Origin of the sequence: Propionispora sp. 2/2-37 (assembly GCF_001298735.1) — a bacterium.
Classification (GTDB): domain Bacteria; phylum Bacillota; class Negativicutes; order Propionisporales; family Propionisporaceae; genus Propionispora.
The window spans coordinates 54,660-72,931 of sequence record NZ_CYSP01000016.1; the positions used below are offsets into that span (position 1 = coordinate 54,660).

At 50.8% G+C, this 18,272-nt stretch carries 18 protein-coding genes; all 18 read left to right on the top strand.

Annotation, left to right across the window (positions count from 1 at the left end; genetic code table 11):
• Positions 1 to 6 precede the first annotated feature (6 nt).
• The 18 genes from P22_RS16155 to P22_RS16235 all read left to right on the top strand — a co-directional run bounded on the left by P22_RS16155 (position 7) and on the right by P22_RS16235 (position 18,120).
• Positions 7 to 1,416, top strand: coding sequence for a phage tail protein (locus P22_RS16155; protein WP_054261264.1), 1,410 nt, complete (start codon positions 7 to 9; stop codon positions 1,414 to 1,416).
• 1 nt (position 1,417) lies between these two features.
• Positions 1,418 to 1,864 carry a hypothetical protein gene (locus P22_RS16160; RefSeq protein ID WP_054261265.1) on the top strand — a complete coding sequence of 149 codons (447 nt, stop codon included), beginning with the start codon at positions 1,418 to 1,420 and terminating at the stop codon, positions 1,862 to 1,864.
• 22 nt (positions 1,865 to 1,886) lie between these two features.
• Positions 1,887 to 3,038, top strand: a complete 1,152-nt coding sequence (locus P22_RS16165) for a radical SAM protein (protein ID WP_054261266.1) — start codon at positions 1,887 to 1,889, stop codon at positions 3,036 to 3,038.
• A complete protein-coding gene (locus P22_RS16170) occupies positions 3,017 to 3,439 on the top strand; it encodes a hypothetical protein (RefSeq protein WP_054261267.1) in 423 nt (140 codons plus the stop codon). The genes P22_RS16165 and P22_RS16170 overlap by 22 nt, the downstream gene beginning before the upstream one ends.
• Positions 3,436 to 3,843, top strand: coding sequence for a hypothetical protein (locus P22_RS16175; protein WP_054261268.1), 408 nt, complete (start codon positions 3,436 to 3,438; stop codon positions 3,841 to 3,843). Before P22_RS16170 ends, P22_RS16175 begins: the two co-directional genes overlap by 4 nt.
• Complete coding sequence (locus P22_RS16180; protein ID WP_054261269.1) at positions 3,836 to 4,054, top strand: hypothetical protein; 219 nt, start codon at positions 3,836 to 3,838, stop codon at positions 4,052 to 4,054. The genes P22_RS16175 and P22_RS16180 overlap by 8 nt, the downstream gene beginning before the upstream one ends.
• A 46-nt stretch (positions 4,055 to 4,100) precedes the next feature.
• A complete protein-coding gene (locus P22_RS16185; protein WP_054261270.1) occupies positions 4,101 to 4,292 on the top strand; it encodes a hypothetical protein in 192 nt (63 codons plus the stop codon).
• The gene (locus P22_RS16190; RefSeq protein WP_054261271.1) at positions 4,289 to 4,534 is read left to right on the top strand and encodes a hypothetical protein; all 246 of its coding nucleotides are present in this window, start codon (positions 4,289 to 4,291) and stop codon (positions 4,532 to 4,534) included. The genes P22_RS16185 and P22_RS16190 overlap by 4 nt, the downstream gene beginning before the upstream one ends.
• 50 nt (positions 4,535 to 4,584) lie before the next feature.
• Positions 4,585 to 5,166 carry a GH25 family lysozyme gene (locus P22_RS16195; RefSeq protein WP_054261272.1) on the top strand — a complete coding sequence of 194 codons (582 nt, stop codon included), beginning with the start codon at positions 4,585 to 4,587 and terminating at the stop codon, positions 5,164 to 5,166.
• A 61-nt stretch (positions 5,167 to 5,227) separates the two neighbouring features.
• Complete coding sequence (locus P22_RS16200) at positions 5,228 to 5,560, top strand: hypothetical protein (RefSeq protein WP_054261273.1); 333 nt, start codon at positions 5,228 to 5,230, stop codon at positions 5,558 to 5,560.
• Positions 5,561 to 5,562: 2 nt separating this feature from the next.
• Positions 5,563 to 6,246, top strand: coding sequence for a hypothetical protein (locus tag P22_RS16205; protein ID WP_054261274.1), 684 nt, complete (start codon positions 5,563 to 5,565; stop codon positions 6,244 to 6,246).
• Between the two features lie 75 nt (positions 6,247 to 6,321).
• Positions 6,322 to 6,459 (top strand): SHOCT domain-containing protein, encoded by a 138-nt coding sequence (locus tag P22_RS20950; RefSeq protein WP_172675865.1) that lies wholly within the window; start codon positions 6,322 to 6,324, stop codon positions 6,457 to 6,459.
• A gap of 341 nt (positions 6,460 to 6,800) precedes the next feature.
• A complete protein-coding gene (locus tag P22_RS16210; RefSeq protein ID WP_054261275.1) occupies positions 6,801 to 7,469 on the top strand; it encodes a GGDEF domain-containing protein in 669 nt (222 codons plus the stop codon).
• Between the two features lie 7 nt (positions 7,470 to 7,476).
• On the top strand, positions 7,477 to 7,662 hold the full coding sequence (locus P22_RS16215) for a hypothetical protein (protein ID WP_054261276.1): 186 nt from the start codon (positions 7,477 to 7,479) through the stop codon (positions 7,660 to 7,662).
• A 152-nt stretch (positions 7,663 to 7,814) separates the two neighbouring features.
• The gene (locus P22_RS16220) at positions 7,815 to 9,446 is read left to right on the top strand and encodes a recombinase family protein (protein ID WP_054261277.1); all 1,632 of its coding nucleotides are present in this window, start codon (positions 7,815 to 7,817) and stop codon (positions 9,444 to 9,446) included.
• Positions 9,447 to 9,460: 14 nt separating this feature from the next.
• Positions 9,461 to 11,056: a recombinase family protein gene (locus tag P22_RS16225; protein ID WP_054261278.1), complete on the top strand. Its 1,596-nt coding sequence runs from the start codon at positions 9,461 to 9,463 to the stop codon at positions 11,054 to 11,056.
• Positions 11,057 to 11,495: 439 nt separating this feature from the next.
• Entirely contained in the window at positions 11,496 to 14,657 is a 3,162-nt protein-coding gene (locus P22_RS16230; protein WP_054261279.1) for a PD-(D/E)XK nuclease family protein, read from the top strand.
• The gene (locus P22_RS16235) at positions 14,650 to 18,120 is read left to right on the top strand and encodes a UvrD-helicase domain-containing protein (protein ID WP_054261280.1); all 3,471 of its coding nucleotides are present in this window, start codon (positions 14,650 to 14,652) and stop codon (positions 18,118 to 18,120) included. The genes P22_RS16230 and P22_RS16235 overlap by 8 nt, the downstream gene beginning before the upstream one ends.
• The last annotated feature ends 152 nt before the right edge of the window (positions 18,121 to 18,272 follow it).

An 18,272-nucleotide genomic window follows, 5' to 3' on the forward strand; every position in this document is an offset into this window, starting at 1 on the left:
ATGCGAATGCAGCAATTTGTAAATATCCAGAGTACGGAAACGCTGACCAACAGCCGCCAGGAAATACTGAATAATGATTTCACGATCATGTCCTGCAATTCCGGCACTTCTTTCCCGACCACGAATCTTCAGGTCGGGATGCTTTGTTTTCGGACCGATTTAAACCAGATATTTGAGTTGAAAGATTTAACACCGACCTGGGTCTTAATTGCCGACCTGACTAAAACCTATACCAATAAGGAATATGTTGACTCCCAGGTTGCTGCCCGCCTTGCTTTAACCGGCGGCACGCTGACTGGGAATATGTATTTTGATGTCGCGGGTGCCGAAAAAGACATTATCTTTAGCGTAAGCGGCGCAAATAAGTGGGGCATTTACGGGAACAACGGCGGTATCGGTCTGTATGACTGGGTTAACAACCGGAACGTCCTGCAATATAACCCCGTAAACAATAGTTTAAACACTGTCTCGACGCTCCAGGTTTCCGGGAATACCGTTTGGCACGCCGGTAACATGGGGACAGGAAGTGGTCTGAATGCTGACACTTTACAGGGATTAAATCCGGCAAACTTTCTTACCACAGGCGTTCCTATCGGCGGTATTATTCCGTGGACCACAAGCACTTCAATTCCTACTGGCTACTTGGAATGCAACGGGCAGGCGTTAAGCCGTACCGTTTATTCGGAATTGTTCGCGGTGATCGGCACGAATTACGGAGCTGGCGACGGTTCGACTACCTTTAACCTACCCGACCTGCGGGGCGAGTTTTTAAGAGGTTTTGATAACAATCGAGGCATTGACGCAGGGCGTGCTATGGGAAGCTGGCAGGCCGACCTGTTCAAGAGCCATAACCACATTATGCCGTGGGGTGAAACGAAAAATGTAACTACCCCTCCCTGGGGGTGGGCCGCTGGTTATGACGGAGACAATCAAAGGGGCTCCGGCAGTACGGATGCGAATAACTCCTGGTATTATACGTCTTCCACCGGCGGCGCGGAGACCCGCCCCCGCAACGTCGCCCTGATGTTCATCATCAAGGTGAAAAATGTGGTTGGGTCCGATCCAGCCGTGCTGAACGGCAACGCCAACTATTTAGGCGGCGTTGCCGCTGACGGATACGCGCTGGCCAATCACACCCACCCGACGGGCGTGGTGACGATTCTTTCCGGCACCATCGCCCATGGCGGCACGATTCCGCTACCCACCGGCTACACCCAGGCGCAATGCGCCTGGATTGTTTCGCCCTATAACTTCAATACGGCGGCATTTGACGTAAACGAAGGCGGTACTTGGCCAGGTTTCACCTTTCAGTGCTACGCCGACCCGACAACGAGGGTCGTGACGGCGACACACGGCTTTAACGTACAGAGCGCGCAGGCTTGCACCGCCTACTACATGATTATTGGGGTGAAATAATTTGAAATACTTTTTTGACGCCAACGGCCTTTGCAAAGGCGGGGCCATTATCATTCAGAACCCTCAAAATGACGATCCGCCGCTAGGAACATTTGCCTGGGGCAGCAACCCCTTTGCTGCCAAAATAGACGGTTCGGCCGGTTATGATCCCTACAATGTGGTGAATGAAAGCGGCGCGCTCCGCAACAGGAATACGTTTACCCTTGTTGGCGACAGCACGACCAATACAGGAGCAGTCAAGTTTCACGTTTCGTCAGTATCGTACTACCCCGCCAGAGTGTTAGTAAATAGCGTCGCTTATGTCCTTAACAGTACAAGTCCCCTGGAGGTTGGGGGCTTTGCAGCGGGGGCCGCGGTTACGGTTGCGCCAAACAGCAACTATTCAACAGGGAATACGTTAACGCTGTACGCGTACGACCCGTGTAGCTGTTCTTGCTGCAACGGGTAATTTTATTTTAGGGAGAAAACAAATGATAAGTGCTCCAAGATATTCATTCAAGGAGGGGCTGTTCTTTGCCCCTCCCTACAGAAAATATACCTTCCTGGTGACGGACGACTGTAACCTAGAGTGTCAATATTGCTACGAAAAATATAAAGCCCCTAATAGCATGTCATGGGAAGTGGCCAGGAAATTTATCGACCAAATCTTTGCAAAAGATATTCATACCCATCCTTTTCCCGAGACGACTTTTGGCTTCTGCGGCGGCGAAACCTTGCTGAAAGCGGACTTAATCGATCAATGCATTACTTATATCAAAGAAAAAATTGCCGAGGGCGGAGGCGAACAAAACTTCAAACCGATCCGCTACAAGCTGGTAACGAATGGCACCTTGTTTGGCGATGCTAAAGTGAGGAAGCTATTTGAAAACCATCGAATCGAATGCGGCGTTTCTATCGACGGCCTGCCTGCAACCCATAACAAACTGCGCTGCAATTCTTACGACAGGATCGCCCCGCAGGTCGAATGGTGGAAATCGACACAGGACGGCCGTGCTACGGCGATGGTTACCGTATCGAGCGAAAATGTGAGCGATTTGGCAAAAGGCATCCGGCATTTAGTCGAGGATTTGGGGATTTATAATCTATCGCTATCCATTGTCTTTGACGACGAGAATTGGCGGCTAGATCAATACACCGAGATATTTTACGCCCAACTCATCGAAATCGCTAATCTTATGCTGCAGTCCGAGTACTTTTCCAAGGTATGGTGCAATGCCTTTGATATTGGTTCGTTCATGCCGGTGCATGACCGCTACCCTGCTTGCCCGTCCACAAAGACAGGACTTTCGGTGGACTATACCGGCAAGCTGTACGTTTGCTTCCGGTTCAAAAATCCCGAAATGCGCCGGGACTTCAGTGTCGGCGACGTGGATAGCTGGATTGATGAAAGCAAGATGGCGGTATTTCAAAACTGTACGACTAGCAACATACAAGGTTTTGAGGATTGTGCTACGTGCGATATAGGCAGCGGCTGCAAGCGGTGCCCGGCATTAAACGCTGAAAAGAACGGTGGTTTATACTGCGGAACCATTAACCTTTGTAAAGTACACCATGCTCGCTTTTTTGCCACGCAATACCTCATAAAACGGAGGGAAGAAATATGGCGGCAAGCCCACAAATAATCAATCGCCTGGCCTGTCAGGACAAAGACGGTATTATTCAGTATCTTACCGCTGCCGGGCAGGTACAGGATAACGCCGCAGCACAGAATCAGTGGTTCGATGACATGAACCGGGTGCGACAGACCTTGCCCATGGTTTTAAATCTGGATGAATTGCTGGCGATCTGCGAAGCTGTGTTAACGGCTTATCCCAAGGCCAACAACGCCCTTTTCCAAAGAGCCATTATTTTAAATGATAAAGGCGAGTATCAGGATGCGTTAACTATCATCAATCAAATCTATCCTTTAATGACCGGCGGGAAGAAACCTGCCCTGTTTCTGAAAGTGCAGCTATTGAAATGTCTGGGCGCTCCTGTATCTGAAATCAATGATGTCTTAACGGAATTGGAGGGGTTGGGATGATTGAAAAAGTTTGCTGGTATATCGTAAAGGGCGATAAGGTGATGGCGGTATCGCTTGCCCAGCCTTGTGCCGTGGATGCTGCTGCCAGGGGTGAAACGGTAATCAAAAGCAATTGGTATGAGGATAACTTGCTTCTTATTAAGTCGGTAGACGAGGCGGGTAATGTACAGTTAAAACATGTTGTGACCGGGGAAATCGAAAAGGCCGCTGCCGATTTAATCAGAGTTCATATTAAGAGTGAAACTTTCACAGGCAGCGCCAAGCTCAATGTCCTGGGCACGCTTGTAGATAAAAAAGTCGGGGAAGTACTGGAAATCGAAACTTTGCCCAATTATCCGCTTGTGGTTAGTTTTGAGCCTTCCCAGGAATATGTCGGAGTAATAAAGGAGGTTCATCGTGCCTAAAGCCATTCTAAACGGCGGAAAAATTGTGATGGTTAAAACGGCGGGAGACGTTATTAACGAATATGCCGATATGATTATGCAAGTCCGAAATGATTATCTTGACGCTCAGATTTTATTGGAAGGAAAGCCTGACGAAATCGAAAAAGCACGGCTGGCGTATAAAGCGGTTTTGATGCGACGGCAAAAAGAATTGGATAATGTAGCTGAATGACGATTTATCAGACGCGTAGGCATCCATTTTTATGGAGGTGTAAGTGATGGTACAGCCTGAAAGGGTTTGCATGGAACACAGCGGCCAGTGCAAAGCGATTGCTACTCTGGAGAAGAACGATGAGGACATCTTTACCAGGCTCCGCGCGCTGGAAATAGCCGTTTGGAAGGCAGCCGGGGCGACCGGAGTAATTACAGGCATCGTGGTCGTTGTCATTCAGAAGGTGCTGTTCAAATGATGAAGCGATGGTTTTCTTTCCTGCACGATAACTGGGTGGGTGTTATCCTGACGATGACGCTCATCTTGTTTTTTGTCTATCTGTATGCCTTTTTCCGCAACGGCGAGGGCGGTGCCCACTTTGACCTTGTGAGCTGCTGGACCGGAGTCGGTGCGATCGCGACCGCTGCGGCAGCCGGATGGGGCAAGTGGGTAGTTGACAGTAAGTACAATAGTGTCGGTGGACAAAAACCGGATCAGTAACCAAAACGCTCCATGAGTTAATAAAATGAAAGCGAAGGGGCTGATAATAAGTGAAAGGTATTGATGTAAGTTATCATAATGGTGATGTAGACTGGCAAGCAGTAGTCGATGCCGGATGCGATTTTGTTATAATCCGGCTGGGCTATGGGATTCGTCACCTTGACCCCAAATTTGCGGATAACGTAAATGGGGCTCTGCCGGCCGGGCTTAAAATTGGTGTGTATTACTACAGCTACGCGCTTAATGTTGAAGATGCCAAAGCTGAGGCGCAGTTCGTGCAGGAAGTTTTACAAGAATATGGGGTAAATCCGGAGCTTGGTATTTGGTATGACATGGAGGACGCTGATGGTTATAAGGAACGTAACGGTATGCCAGACAATCAAACCATTACGGATATGTGCTCCGCCTTTATCTGTGCGCTTAATGAAGCAGGTTATTCGCATGTTGGCATTTATGCTTCCTATTCGTGGCTGACAAGCAAAATTGACACTTCCCAGTTAGCCGATTATGTTCCGTATTGGAATGCACAATGGGGGAACAGTAACGATTTTCCGGCCGCAAAAATGTGGCAGTTTACGGATTGCTTAGATATAGGTGGCCAGACTTTTGACGGCAATGAGTATTACGGATAAGGGTTCTATAAAGGCGGCTCAAGAGAGTCGCTTTATTTTTTGAAAAAATGGAGGAATGAAAATGTCGGACGAACAAAACGTACAATCCCAAGGAACTACCCAGGATGCCGCGCCGACTATAACGACGCCGGTGCAAAACGATGTCGCCAGGTTTAAAACGGCTATTGCGGCTTTGGAGGAAGCCAGTAAAGACCTTTTCCAAGATGAAATTGCGGCTCTCAAACAGAAACTGGTAAGCCTGGAGGAAAAAGCGAAAGCTGAGGCGGCCGCTGCCGTGGCGGAAGCGGTGCAGGCTGAGCAAACGTTTTTGCAAAAATATGGACAATCTGCTGTACATTTAATCGAGATTGTCGCATTGGCCACGATCTTGTTAAAGCTGTTCGGGGTGATATGATCATGATCTCCACCTGGATCGATAAGCACGTCAGGGCGCTTTTTTATATTGCCTTGGCGTTAATGATTGCGATGGCCGGGATATTAGTCTGGGACAAGCTTCATCCGCGAGCGCCGGTGACGTTCGAGAGCCAGGAGGAAGCAACGACGTCGGCCGGAGTGGAAAAGGCGGCCAACGCCGCCCAGGCTCCCGTTACGTCGGCTCAAGCCGCTACGATAGCGAATGAGATTAAAAAAGATGAAGATAAGCCGCCGGATGTTGTGGTACAGACCACCGGGGCAAAGCTGAAAGATACAATTAAGACGGAATTGCAAAAGTCCGGCGGCCAGTTTGCCATTGTTACCGAACCCAAGAGGGACTCGACTGGTGCGGTGCCGTTTTCGGTGCTTGGTAAAACGCCAACCGCCGCGCCGTTAACAACCACCTTGATCACTGGCGGCACAATGCTGCCCAACACGCCAGTGACGTTGAACCAGTACAATATAAAAGCGTACCCTGAGCGATTGATTCAGGTCGGCGGCAGTTATCAAGAAGTGTTCGCCGCCTATAGCTGGAAGGTCAGCGTCCCTAAGCTCCCGCTTGTCGCACCACATGGTGATGTCGGGTACTTGGGAATTTACGGACATGCAAACATTGACCATCCGGACATGTCGAGAATCGGAATCATGCTGACCATACCGAAATAAAAATGAACCAAAGCCCCCGCAGTCATTTTAATCTAACTGCGGGGGCTTTGGTTACTCAAAAACGGAGGAATTGCGATGTTAGTACCTGAAAAAGCAGCCGTGGATTACTTGATCAGCCGCTATCTGCTAAAACAGCTCTTGGCTAAAGGGTTGATTACCCATGAGGAGTTTGAGCGGATTGATGCGGAGAACAAGAAAAGTTTTGCCCGGTAACCTACTATTGCTTGCTATACGGCACAAGCGGAGTTACCATATCTAATAACAAGGATGGTGACGGTGCAGGCAGACAAGGTTTAAGCATTGCAGTAACGGGAGAGACGAATCGTATGGTAGGATAAAGTGAATGCCAGAGAACTTCTCTGGCATTCCAGGACTTTTTAATATAGGAGTGTTTTTGATTGGCACACTTCTAGCGAAGAGAAAGGTTGCCAATTAAAAGGGAATATTGGTATAATATGGATGGGTTTTCGCATGCCTAATGTGAAATACTTTTGAAGGTATATGGTGATGTGTGTTGAATATTCAAAAATCCTTGTGCGTAGAAGGTCTGCAATATGCAAGAGTTTTGCAGTTATGCTTCCTTAATATTAACAGGCTTGGGGATACTAGCTGGGTTGGCCGGATATTACCTGGATGCAGTCTGTTATGATGCTCTTGAACGGCTGCTGTGGACGGCTATAACTTTAATATTAGCGACAACTGGCTTAGTAACAGGGAAATTGATCCAAAGGCTGAACTTAAGCTCCCATACGGACTTCTTAACCGGTCTCTGGAATAGGAGATACCTCTTCCTAAGGCTGGAGGAGGAAATGGCTCGCGCCGCCAGGAAGAAAAAACCACTTTGTGTTGCGATGATTGATGCTGATGATTTTAAGACAGTGAACGATACCTATGGCCATGCGGTGGGAGATGTGCTTTTGTCCGACCTGGCGGCTATTTTTAAGAGAAATACCCGGGCAACTGACATTGTAACGCGTTGGGGAGGCGATGAATTCGCCATAGTCTTCCCTGAGACGTCCTTGACCGATGCCTGTGAGGTCATGGAAAGGATTCGTGGTAAGGTGGAAGCGGAGATTAGCGCTTCCTATGGACTGACTATAAGCGCGGGAATAATCCCGCTAGAACATGATCAAGACGTCAAACACCTTTTAATGAAGGCCGATCAGGCTTTGTACAAAGCAAAGGAGCGGAAGAACTCGGTTATTACCTTAACCGGCATGTAGAAGGCTTATGTATCGTAAATCACCGGAATATAAAAGAAGAGAAACCGAATTATACGACAAGATCCGGAATTTAACCGAAAGATTGGACCAATTGCGTGCGGAAGGAAAAGACACGACTGAAATCCTCAAGCAACTTGGGGTGGCGTTGGAAGAGTTTTACCTGTTTAGGCGTAAGTTTAAAGAGGGTATTTAAAACTTATGAATTCAGTTCAATGATTTTGGAGGCTTGGGTGGTGACATCCAAGCCATAGTTTTTATCCCGATTAATATGTTTCCGCATCAGAATTGAGTTGCTTTGGGGCGGCAACTGAGCTAACATGTCTGCTGATGGTGGGAGGTGCAGCTTTGAAGAGGATATTGACCATTTCGCCCAAGGCGCAGGCAGAGACAAAAAATGCACCGCAACAGGCGAAGCTTAAGGTATGTGCATACTGCAGAGTGAGTTCAGCATCCAACGAACAAATGGCCTCCTATGAGGCACAGGTTGAGTATTACAAAAAGTTCATCCAGCAAAATCCGGCTTGGAAGTTTGTAGGTATCTACGCCGACAGCGGAGTATCCGGAACGCGAAAGACAGGGCGTACCGAATTCAACCGGATGATCAAAGACGCCGAAGACGATAAGATCGAGCTAATCGTCACCAAGTCCATTTCCCGCTTTGCACGCAACACGCTGGATTGTCTGGAGGCCGTCCGGTTTCTGAAAAACCTTGGCGTGGCCGTGTATTTCGAGCGGGAAAACATCAACACCTTAAGCGCCGAGAGTGAACTGTTGCTTAGCGTCTTGTCTTCGATCGCCCAGGAGGAAAGCCGCAGCATTTCCGACAACCTCCGCTGGGCTTATCGGAAAAAATTCCGGCAAGGGAAGGTGACCGTGGCCACAAGCAGGTTTCTCGGTTATGACACGGATGACAAAGGCCAATTGATGATTAACCAGCGGGAAGCTGAAGTTGTCAAACGAATATTTTGTGAGTATATTGCAGGCAAGGGCATTAGAACTATCATTAACGGGCTGGAGGCAGATAACATAACGACTGTAACCGGTCTTACCCGTTGGCCGGAAAGTACCATCCGCAATATTTTGACAAACGAAAAATATTGTGGCGACGCCGTCCTGCAAAAAACCTATGTTGCCGATTACCTAACGCACAAGAAGAAAAAGAACAGGGGAGAAATGCCGATGTATCGGGTCAGCGGCAATCACCGGCCGATTATCTCGAAAGATGATTTTGACCTCGTGCAACGGCTGATGGCTCAGCGGGCGGCGGAGTATGGCAACCTGCCGGGAGACCGGAGTAAGTATGCCAGGCATTACGCGTTTAGCGGCAAGCTGGTTTGCGGCCGGTGCGGGGCAGCCTTCAAGCGAAGGACCTGGAACAGCAAGGAGAACAGTAAGCAGATTGTCTGGCAGTGCGGCACCTACGTCAAGAAAGGGAAGGCCGCCTGCTCAATGAAAGCCCTGGACGATATTACGCTCAAGACGGTTTTTATGCGGGTATTCAATAAATTGTACAAAAACAAGGAGTCGGTACTTAAGCAGTTCATGGTGAATCTTGAAAAGACGTTTTGCTCTGGCAGAAACCACGAACAAGTGAACGACGTCGAGTTTGAGACAGACAAGATAACCGGGAAAATCAAAGAACTGATCCGGAAGCAAATAAAGGGAATCGTTGAACCGTCAGAGTTTCAGGCGGAATATAGAAAACTTAAAGCACGGCTGGAAATGCTGCGTAACCAGAAAAGCGGTTTCGTCCAGGAGGAAAGCAAGCTGGAAGAGGTTAAAGCCAGGACACAGAAAATAGCTGCTTTTTTGAAAGAACAGGCAAGTGCCCTGACTGAATTTGATGAAGATATTTTTTGTGCGTTGGTGGAGCGTGTAAAAGTGCTCTCGCCAACGCACTTGGTTTTTGAATTGAAAAATGGGATGGCTGTGGAGCAGAAGTTCATAAAAAGGAAAGGCATTCACGGGTTGCAATAAAGGGAGGAGATATTATGAGCAAAGTCGTTTCCGTTATCCCGGCAAAACCGCTGCAAGTCATTAGAGGGCTGCCGGTGGAATCCAAAAAGCGTGTATGTGCTTATTGCCGGGTCAGCACCGATACGGACGAGCAGCTCAGCAGCTATGAGGCGCAGGTCACCTATTACGAAGAATACATCAAAAAGCGTCCGGACTGGGAATTTGCCGGCATCTATGCCGACGAGGGCATCACCGGCACCAACACCAAAAACCGCACGGAATTCAACCGGATGATCGACGACTGCCTGACGGGAAGGATAGACCTGATAGTTACCAAATCCATTTCCCGTTTTGCCAGGAATACGCTGGACTGCCTGAAATACGTTCGAATGCTTAAAGATAAGGGCGTGGCGATATTTTTCGAAAAGGAAAACATCGATACGATGGACTCCAAAGGCGAAGTCCTGCTTACCATTTTGAGCTCACTGGCTCAGGACGAGTCCCGCTCGATCAGCGAAAACAGTCGGTGGGGGATTGTCCGGCGCTTCCAGCAGGGCAAGGTTCGGGTGAATCACAAGAAGTTTATTGGCTACGACAAGGATGAAAACGGCGAACTCGTTATCAACAAACAGGAAGCCGCCATTGTCAGGAGGGTTTTCACTGAATACCTTGCCGGCAAAGGCTGCAAGGCGATCGGCAAGGGCCTGGAGCGTGACGGCATTCTTACCGCCACCGGCAAAAAGGTCTGGCATGAGTCGGTCATCATGAAGATGCTGCAAAACGAGAAATATGCCGGTGATGCTCTCCTTCAAAAGACGATTACCGTGGATTTCCTGACCCATAAGCGCGTTATCAATAAAGGGTATGTCCCACAGTATTTTGTAGAGAATAACCACCCTGCTATCATAGCTAAAGAAACCTTTCAAGCGGTGCAGACGGAGATGGAGCGCCGCAGCAAGCTTATGGGAGGGGACAAAGCCCGCAGCCGGTATACGAGCAAGTATCCTTTTTCCGGGAAGATATTCTGCAATGAATGCGGCGCGGCGTTCAGGAGAAAAAGCTGGGGCGTGGGGAAGTATAAAAAATATGTCTGGATTTGCCGGACTCGCGATGAACAAGGGCCGAATGGGTGCAGTATGCAGGCGGTGGATGAGGACAAACTGCGGGAAGCGTTTGTGCGGGTTATGAATAGGCTTATAACGGACAAAGATACTTTTGTTGCCCGCATGACCGAGAATATCGAGAAGGTTTTCACTGAGCAGGCCAGCGCCATTGATGTGGCGGCTATTGGCGGGCGTCTGGAAGAACTGCGTACCGAGATTGGCGCGCTGGTCAGGCTGAATTTGACGGCCGGGATAGATGATGATATTTATGCCGAAGAATACAGTCGGATAGCCGGCGAAATAGAGGTGTTGCGTAGCAAAAGGGCGGGGGTTATGCAGGCCGAAACGATGCGTCAGGAAATGCGCGGTCGGTTGCGCGAGATAGCTAGGGTTCTGCGGGATATGGACAGTGTACGGGAATTTGACGAGGAGCTGTTCGGGATGCTGGTTGAGCGGATAAGGGTAATAAATCTGGTACAGGTTGAGTTTGTATTGCAGTCGGGGGTTGGGGTAGTAGAAATACTTTAAGTAGCAGTATAGTTTGTTTTCATAGATCAAAAACAGCTTTCTGGACGGTTGTGATGTGGTGGCTAAAAAATGGACAATGCTAGCTTTCCAGAGGGGTTATCAGTTTTTATGGGTTCATGAGTTTCAGATTGCATTACATTCAACGCAAGCAAAATCCTTCGTTTCGCCACATAGAATTTTGCTTTGAGAAAAGTATTTCAACCTCTAACGGATTAAGGATTATTTCTGAACCGTACGTCAAAAGAGAATGAAAATTTTGCCGTGCGTATGCCGATAATGTGGTCTTACGTTTGGTCGGAAATTAGTCGGGAGCCAGGGTATTTTTCGTCTGGATGTTTTTACTTTTTAGACAAAAAACCTAAGGTGCGAGGGCTTTTGTCGAGCAGGACACTAAAGCTTTGAGCGCCAATATATTGGATAATCAAAGCGGGAGGTAACTATGCCGAATCTATATTGCACGCCTTTGGGCGGAACGGTTCGCGACCGATTCGTCCGGTCGCTGTCGGAGGCCGTGGTTGCCGGCCGGGGCCGAGAAGAGGCTTATTTACTGCCAAGCTCCTATTTGCTAAACGAGGTTAGGCAGCACATGCGGGACATGGGGTTGTCTGGCTACGAGCAACCAAATCTATTATCATTTGACGAACTTGTGGACGAAATCCTGCACCTGGCAGGGGTGCGACGGTGGTTTATGGACCGGATGACCCAGGAGCTGTTGGTGAACAAGGTGTTGGCCGAGGTTAGAAGCAGTGAGGGTTTGCCATATTTCAGCTCTATCGCCGAATTTCCCGGCTATGTGAGCGCGGTGACCAGCTTGCTGGCTGAGATCAAACGGACAGGCGCATCGCCGGATGAGTTTGCCGCTACGGCTGCAGCCCGGGAATGGCCGGCTAAAGACCAAGAGATCCATGCCATTTACTGTGCCTATCAAGACAGCTTAGCTAAGCTTGGGCTGACCGACCTTGAGGAAAAGTACTTTCTGGCAATTCAGGCGTTGGACGCGGGCCAAGCTGCACTACCATACCATCGACTTTTCATCAGTGAATTTTATATCCTGACGCCGTTGCAGGTGGAGTTGGTAAGACGGCTGAATAGGACGGTCACTTTAGAGATTGGTATGATCTATGAAAAAAACCGCCCCGAGCTGTTCGCAGCGGTGGAGTCCACCTATTCGGAACTTGTGGGTATGGGTTTTACACCTTACTTTCCTGCCGTTAGCCGGACATCGGCGGCTGGTCTCGATCACGCTAGACGTTTTCTGTTTGCGACTGATTCGGTACCTATCGCGGCCGACGGAGCGGTGGAATTTGTCAGCAGCCCCAGTCGCGAAAAGGAAATGGCGGTGATAGCCGCTAAAATCAAAAATCTACTGCTGACTGGTGCTTACCGCCCGGAGCAGGTGGCGGTGGTCGTACGGGATACCGGAATATACAAGGAGTTTCGCAATATTTGCGGCGAATTCGGTATCCCAGTTAGTCTTCCCCGGGAGGAGCAGCTCAAGGACCAGCCGCTTGTCAGAATGTTGGCTAATGTATGCGCCGCCCGAATGACGAACGGGGCGCGCCATGCGGTCATTAACCTAATGAAGTCGCCTTTCTGTCCGGAACTCGCCGGCTTTGACGCTGACGACCTGGAGCAGCAAGCTCTCGACCATGTCGTTCGAACATGGGATGATTGGTTTAGCCTGTTCGAGCAGCGGCCGGGCGGGGCGGAAAACTCCGCCCGCCGGGCCAGTTTTGACAGGTTGCGCAATTTGGTGGGCAGGCTGCCGAAACAGGGCACCTGCCGCCGGCTGACGGATGCTTTCAAGGAGTTTGTCGTTGCAATAGCTGTGGCCAAAAGGTTGGGAGAGGCTCGCCGCCTGGGTCTACTGACACAGGAAAGACTGAAGGCGGGATTGCTGACGCTGCAAATTATCTACGACACGCTGGATGAGATGGAACAGGGGTTCGCCATGGTGGGAGAAGAGGAGAAAAAGCTGACACTGTCGGAGTTTCTTGTTTATTTTCATAAGGCATTGGCCGGAAAAACGATGATTCTGGAAAGCTATAACGCTTCCGGCGTACAGGTGGTGAGCCCGTCCGGAGTTCGGGGGACAACCTTCAGGGCGGTGTTTGTCCTCGGGTTGACCGAGGGCGAATTTCCGCTACGAGACCGGGATAATTGGCTGTATAATGAGGGCGATCGCACTCTTTTCGGCAGCCTCGGGTTGGATTTGATGAACGCCGTTCGCCGCCGGGCGGAAGAAGACTTATACTTCGCAGTAGCGGTAGCGCTAGCAGACGACTTTTTGGTGCTGAGCGGTTGTGAGGACGCCGAAACAATGCTTTCGCCTTATATGGACGAGATCGCTCGCCTGTTTATCGCCGGTAGCGTTACTTGGCGAAAATACGGGCCAGGCGAACTGTTTTCTACCGAGTATGACGCGCTTTATTCCGGCAGGGAACTGGCCGGCAGGGCTCTCCTGGACATTTTTACATCCGGTGACTGCCGCGAGGAGGCAACCGCCGCCAATTATGTACTGGCCAATATTCTGGACAGCGACTTTGGACGGCGGGCGGCGGGTGAACAACAGCGAGCCGGGAATTTCGGCGCCTACGGGGGGATACTGCAGGCACCGGCGACGGTTGCCGCCTGCCGAATGATAACGGAGTTCAGCATTTCGGCGCTTGAAGATTACGCCCGTTGCCCCTTCATATATTTCGCCAAGCGGATTCTGCGTTTGGACGACTGGGAGGAAAAAACCGAAGAAGCTGGTCATGATCTTGTCGGTACAGTTTACCATGAAGTGCTGAGCGTTTTTCTCCGCGCCCACAAGGGCGAGATTCTGCGATCGGACCGTATGGAAGACTATTTGGCCCAACTGCAGGCTGAACTGGAAGCCGTGGTGGGCCAACTGACCAAAGCCAAAATCATCATTCCAGGCAAGCTTTGGGATTTCCAGCGCCAGCACATCACCCGGGTCTTGCGCCGTTGGCTGGAATTCGAGATCAAGGAACAGAACGGCGACGGCCTTGTCTTTACTCCGGTTTTTCTCGAATGGGGCTTCGGCCTTCCGGTCAAGGAGGGGATGGACGAGGCGTCGGTTACACCGCCGCTCTCTCTTGTGATGGATAACTGCGAGGTGAAGATTGTCGGTAAAGTAGATCGTATCGACAAAGCGGGAGACTATTTGACAGTGGTGGACTATAAACGTAAATCTTGCCCTTCATTTCGTGACTTGGCCGAGGGGACGGATCTTCAGGTGGCCTTATACATCCTGGCGGCGGAGCGATTGTTATATACCGAAGGCAACACAGTGGCTGGAGGAGGATATTATTCGATTGAAGGGACCAGAAAGGAAGGGGGCATGTGGCGGGCCAAACTGGCGAAGGGCATCCGGCACCGGGCCGCCAAACGAGCCGGCAACCTGACGGAGCAGGAGTGGCAGGCCCTGCAGGCGGAGGTGTGCCGTAAGATATTCGGTTATGTGAAAGGTATTCAGGCCGGAAAATTTCCTGCGGCGCCATCAGGTGATTGTCCGCCTTACTGCGTAGCTCGCACCATTTGCCGTTTTCAGCGGCGAAACGGCTACCATCAGGAGGGAGGTGAGGGCGATGCCTGATTTTACACCGGCGCAAGTCAGGGCTATTGAAAGCCTGGGGACTAACGTCGCTGTGTCGGCCGGAGCCGGAGCCGGCAAGACTAGGGTGCTGGTGGAACGGTATCTTCATATTCTCCGCCAGGGGCAGGCCAAGTGTGACGAAATTCTCGCCGTCACCTTCACTAACAAGGCCGCCAAGGAAATGAAAGAACGTATCCGGGCCAAGGCGGTGGAACTGGCCGAAGGGGCGGCGACGGAAGAAGAGCGCCGCTTATGGCGTGAGGTGAAGGGGCAAATGGAGTATGCGGCCATTGGCACCTTCCACAGCTTCTGCGCCCGGGTGTTGCGGGATAACCCGGTGGAGGCCGCGCTGGACCCCCAGTTTAAAGTCCTGGACGAAACGGCGGCCTCACTGCTATTAGAGAAGGCAATCGATGAGACTTTTGAAACCGGTCTGGCGGACAACGCCGAATGGCTGGGGCGGCTGCTGACCAATTACGATAAAGCGCAATTGACCTTCGTTCTGCCTGGCATTTACGAGAAATTGAGCGCGAGGGGCATGCTTACCGCCGATTTGGCAGAACGGCTGACCAGACCTTACCGACATGCTGTCGCCGAAGTAGGCAAGAACAGGGGTGAGTTGTCTGAAAAATGTCTGGAACTGATTGCCTTAAAAAACGAGTTAGACGAAAAAAGTGCGAATTTTGTCTGGTTGGAACGACTGGAACGGAATTGGGGTGAGATCGCCGCCGCCATCAAGGCGGCCGGCGGTGAGAACGAAAATGCCCTTGCAGTATTGCACAGCTATTTGGACGGTCTTGACCGGCGCTCCAAGGGAAAGGAAATTATAGCCGCCGTAAAAGAGACGCTGTCAGCCCTTGATCAAGCTCAGGCCGATAGGCTGGCGCTGACCGTGATCCCGGACCTTTGTCGACTGCTGCTGGCTATTCATTCGGTTATGGATAGTTATAAGCAGGAGCACCGGGTACTGACCTTCGCCGATCTAGAGTTGCGGACCGTCGATCTACTGAAAAACGCTGCCGGGGTGCGGCAAAAGTATTGCCAGAAGATTCGTCAGATCATGGTCGACGAATTTCAGGATACCAACGAGCTTCAGCGACAGATCATTTATCTGTTGGCCGGAGGCGACGTCGAGAAGCTTTATGGCAACAAGCTGTTCGTTGTCGGCGACGCCAAACAGTCCATCTACCGTTTCCGCGGCGCTGACGTCAGTGTGTTCGAACAGGTGCGGCAAGAAATCTCGGCCGGCGGTGGCGATCTTATTGAACTTGATGTCAATTTTCGTTCGATGGATGATTTGATTGCGCTGTACAATGAATGTTTCGGCGCTCTTATGGGTACGGCGGAGGATGAAACAGCCTTTGCGCCGTTGCGGTCGCACCGTCGCGGAAAAGGTCCGGAACCTGGGGCCGAACTGCTGGTGGCCAAGGATAAAGCGGAAGACTGGCGCAGCGATCGGGAAACTGAAGCTGCCGCCGTCGCCCGGCGCATCAGGGCGATGGTCGGGGGAGGTGAACGGTTGATAAACCGAGACACCGAGCCGCGGGCGGTGCAATACGGCGATATAGCCATTTTGTTCCGCACCGCCAAGGACATTGACACTTATGCCGCAGCACTGCAAGACTATGGCATTCCTTATTATATTGTCGGCGGCCGGGGATTTTACGGCTGCCAGGAAATTGTCGATGTACTCAATCTGTTGAAGGTGGTAGACAACCATTTACAGGAAACGGCGCTGGCCGGGGTTTTGCGTTCGCCGATGTTCCTACTGGCCGATGAGACGTTGGTGCGTTTGAAGGAGGGCGGCTCCAGCCTTTGGCAGGGGCTGGAGCGACATATGGCCATTCCTGAACTGACTGAACCGGAACGATTAGTTGTTGCCAGAGCCTGGCAGGTTCTCAAAAAGCTATACGACTTGCGAGGCATGATGGGGACAGCCGAACTGATACGACTGGCTTTGAAGGAAACCGGCTATGCGAATTTGGTGCTGACTCAGTTCATGGGACAGCAAAAGTACGCCAACCTGACCAAGTTGGTCAGGTTGGCCGACGATTACGAACAACAGGGAATGTTCACGTTGGGAGATTTCTTGCGCTATGTGGACAAACTGGTTGACGGCGATATCCAGGAGGGTGAAGCGCAACTGGAAAGTGAAGGCGGCGACACCGTAAAGTTCATGACCATACATAAAGCCAAGGGACTGGAGTTCCCGGTTGTGTTTTTGCCTGATTTGCACCGAAAATTCAAAGATGAAATAGCTGCCGTGCTGTTTAACTCTGAACTGGGTATTGGGCTAAAAGTGCCAGGCGCCGGCGGCGGGGTGACAGCGTCTTCTGTTTACCGGCGTATTGCGGCTGTGGAAAAACGCTTGGCACAGATGGAACTGAAGCGACTGCTTTACGTTGCCTTCACCCGCGCCAAAGACTACCTTGTATTGTCGGCCGAGGCGAATAAGGTGGTCAGCGACAAGGAGTTTAGCAAACTAAACACTTGGCTGGAATGGCTGGGATGGATATACGGGTTCTCAGCGATTGCCGATCTGTCGGACTCGCTAAATGACGGTAAAATTCAGGTAGTGCTTCGAGACACCAGAGAAGAAAAAACGCCGCGAATTAACCGCGGCGGATGGCCTAAGAGTACCGAGGTGCAGCCCGAATGGCTAAACCGCATCGAGCGCAACATCGCACCAGTGTCCACAGATACTAACGGCAACAGAACTTTTTCCGCCAGCCATATTCTAAAATTCCGCCAGTGCCCACGGGCGTTTTATTACTTGTTTCACAGCGGATTACCGGAGGTGGCCGACTATGCTGCCAATAACGCCGGTGACGGTCCGCCCGGCCATCTGACCGGATCGGTGCTGCACCGCTGCCTGGAACTGCTTGCGCCGGGAATGCTCTGGCAGGACTGCCTTAGCCGCGCAGCCGAGGAAATTGTGCCGTTACGCTGGCGGGGTGCCGTTATAGCTGATGCCGCACCACTGCTGGAACGTTATGTAGAGAGCGCCTTTTATCGGGAGAAAGGCAGTCTGCCGTGCCGAAAAGAGTGGCAGTTCCAGTTCAATTTGCCGGGAAGCGCCGCTGGCGGATATTGGTTTACTGGCAGGATCGATTGCCTTGTTGCCTACTCCGACGGCAGCTACGGCATCGTCGATTATAAAACCGACAAGGTTGATGATGCCGTAGTCGCCGCAAAAGAGGATGTCTATAAACCGCAACTGGTGTTGTACGCTGCAGCGGTGCAGTCGGCTTTGGGCAAATCGGTAAAAGATGCGCAACTTTATTTTTTGCGCCATGACCGAGTGATGGCGATACCTGTTGATCAGACGACAGAAGCGGCCGTGTTCAATGAAATCAGGAGAATATGTCACTATGCCCTTGAACACGACAGCGAGGCTGCCTATCCATGTAACGCCGACTGGTGCCGTCGCTGCGGCTACGGCTCGATTTGTTCGCATACCTAATCATTCAAAGTAAACTTCATTTTCCTTCAGAATACTTTTTTTATCGAATTTGTTTTTTATCTTTGCCGATTCCAGGCCATGCGATGCCTTTTCCGTAGCATTCATCCTCATATGCCGCCCAGAACTTACAGCCGGACCAGGACCATGCATTG

What these genes read in the sequence shown, in the direction of transcription:
- P22_RS16155 (WP_054261264.1), top strand. Translation starts at nt 7, where the DNA reads ATGCAGCAATTTGTAAATATCCAGAGTACGGAAACGCTGACCAACAGC.
- P22_RS16165 (WP_054261266.1), top strand. Translation starts at nt 1,887, where the DNA reads ATGATAAGTGCTCCAAGATATTCATTCAAGGAGGGGCTGTTCTTTGCC.
- P22_RS16170 (WP_054261267.1), top strand. Translation starts at nt 3,017, where the DNA reads ATGGCGGCAAGCCCACAAATAATCAATCGCCTGGCCTGTCAGGACAAA.
- P22_RS16175 (WP_054261268.1), top strand. Translation starts at nt 3,436, where the DNA reads ATGATTGAAAAAGTTTGCTGGTATATCGTAAAGGGCGATAAGGTGATG.
- P22_RS16185 (WP_054261270.1), top strand. Translation starts at nt 4,101, where the DNA reads ATGGTACAGCCTGAAAGGGTTTGCATGGAACACAGCGGCCAGTGCAAA.
- P22_RS16190 (WP_054261271.1), top strand. Translation starts at nt 4,289, where the DNA reads ATGATGAAGCGATGGTTTTCTTTCCTGCACGATAACTGGGTGGGTGTT.
- P22_RS16200 (WP_054261273.1), top strand. Translation starts at nt 5,228, where the DNA reads ATGTCGGACGAACAAAACGTACAATCCCAAGGAACTACCCAGGATGCC.
- P22_RS16205 (WP_054261274.1), top strand. Translation starts at nt 5,563, where the DNA reads ATGATCTCCACCTGGATCGATAAGCACGTCAGGGCGCTTTTTTATATT.
- P22_RS20950 (WP_172675865.1), top strand. Translation starts at nt 6,322, where the DNA reads ATGTTAGTACCTGAAAAAGCAGCCGTGGATTACTTGATCAGCCGCTAT.
- P22_RS16210 (WP_054261275.1), top strand. Translation starts at nt 6,801, where the DNA reads ATGCAAGAGTTTTGCAGTTATGCTTCCTTAATATTAACAGGCTTGGGG.
- P22_RS16215 (WP_054261276.1), top strand. Translation starts at nt 7,477, where the DNA reads ATGTATCGTAAATCACCGGAATATAAAAGAAGAGAAACCGAATTATAC.
- P22_RS16225 (WP_054261278.1), top strand. Translation starts at nt 9,461, where the DNA reads ATGAGCAAAGTCGTTTCCGTTATCCCGGCAAAACCGCTGCAAGTCATT.
- P22_RS16230 (WP_054261279.1), top strand. Translation starts at nt 11,496, where the DNA reads ATGCCGAATCTATATTGCACGCCTTTGGGCGGAACGGTTCGCGACCGA.
- P22_RS16235 (WP_054261280.1), top strand. Translation starts at nt 14,650, where the DNA reads ATGCCTGATTTTACACCGGCGCAAGTCAGGGCTATTGAAAGCCTGGGG.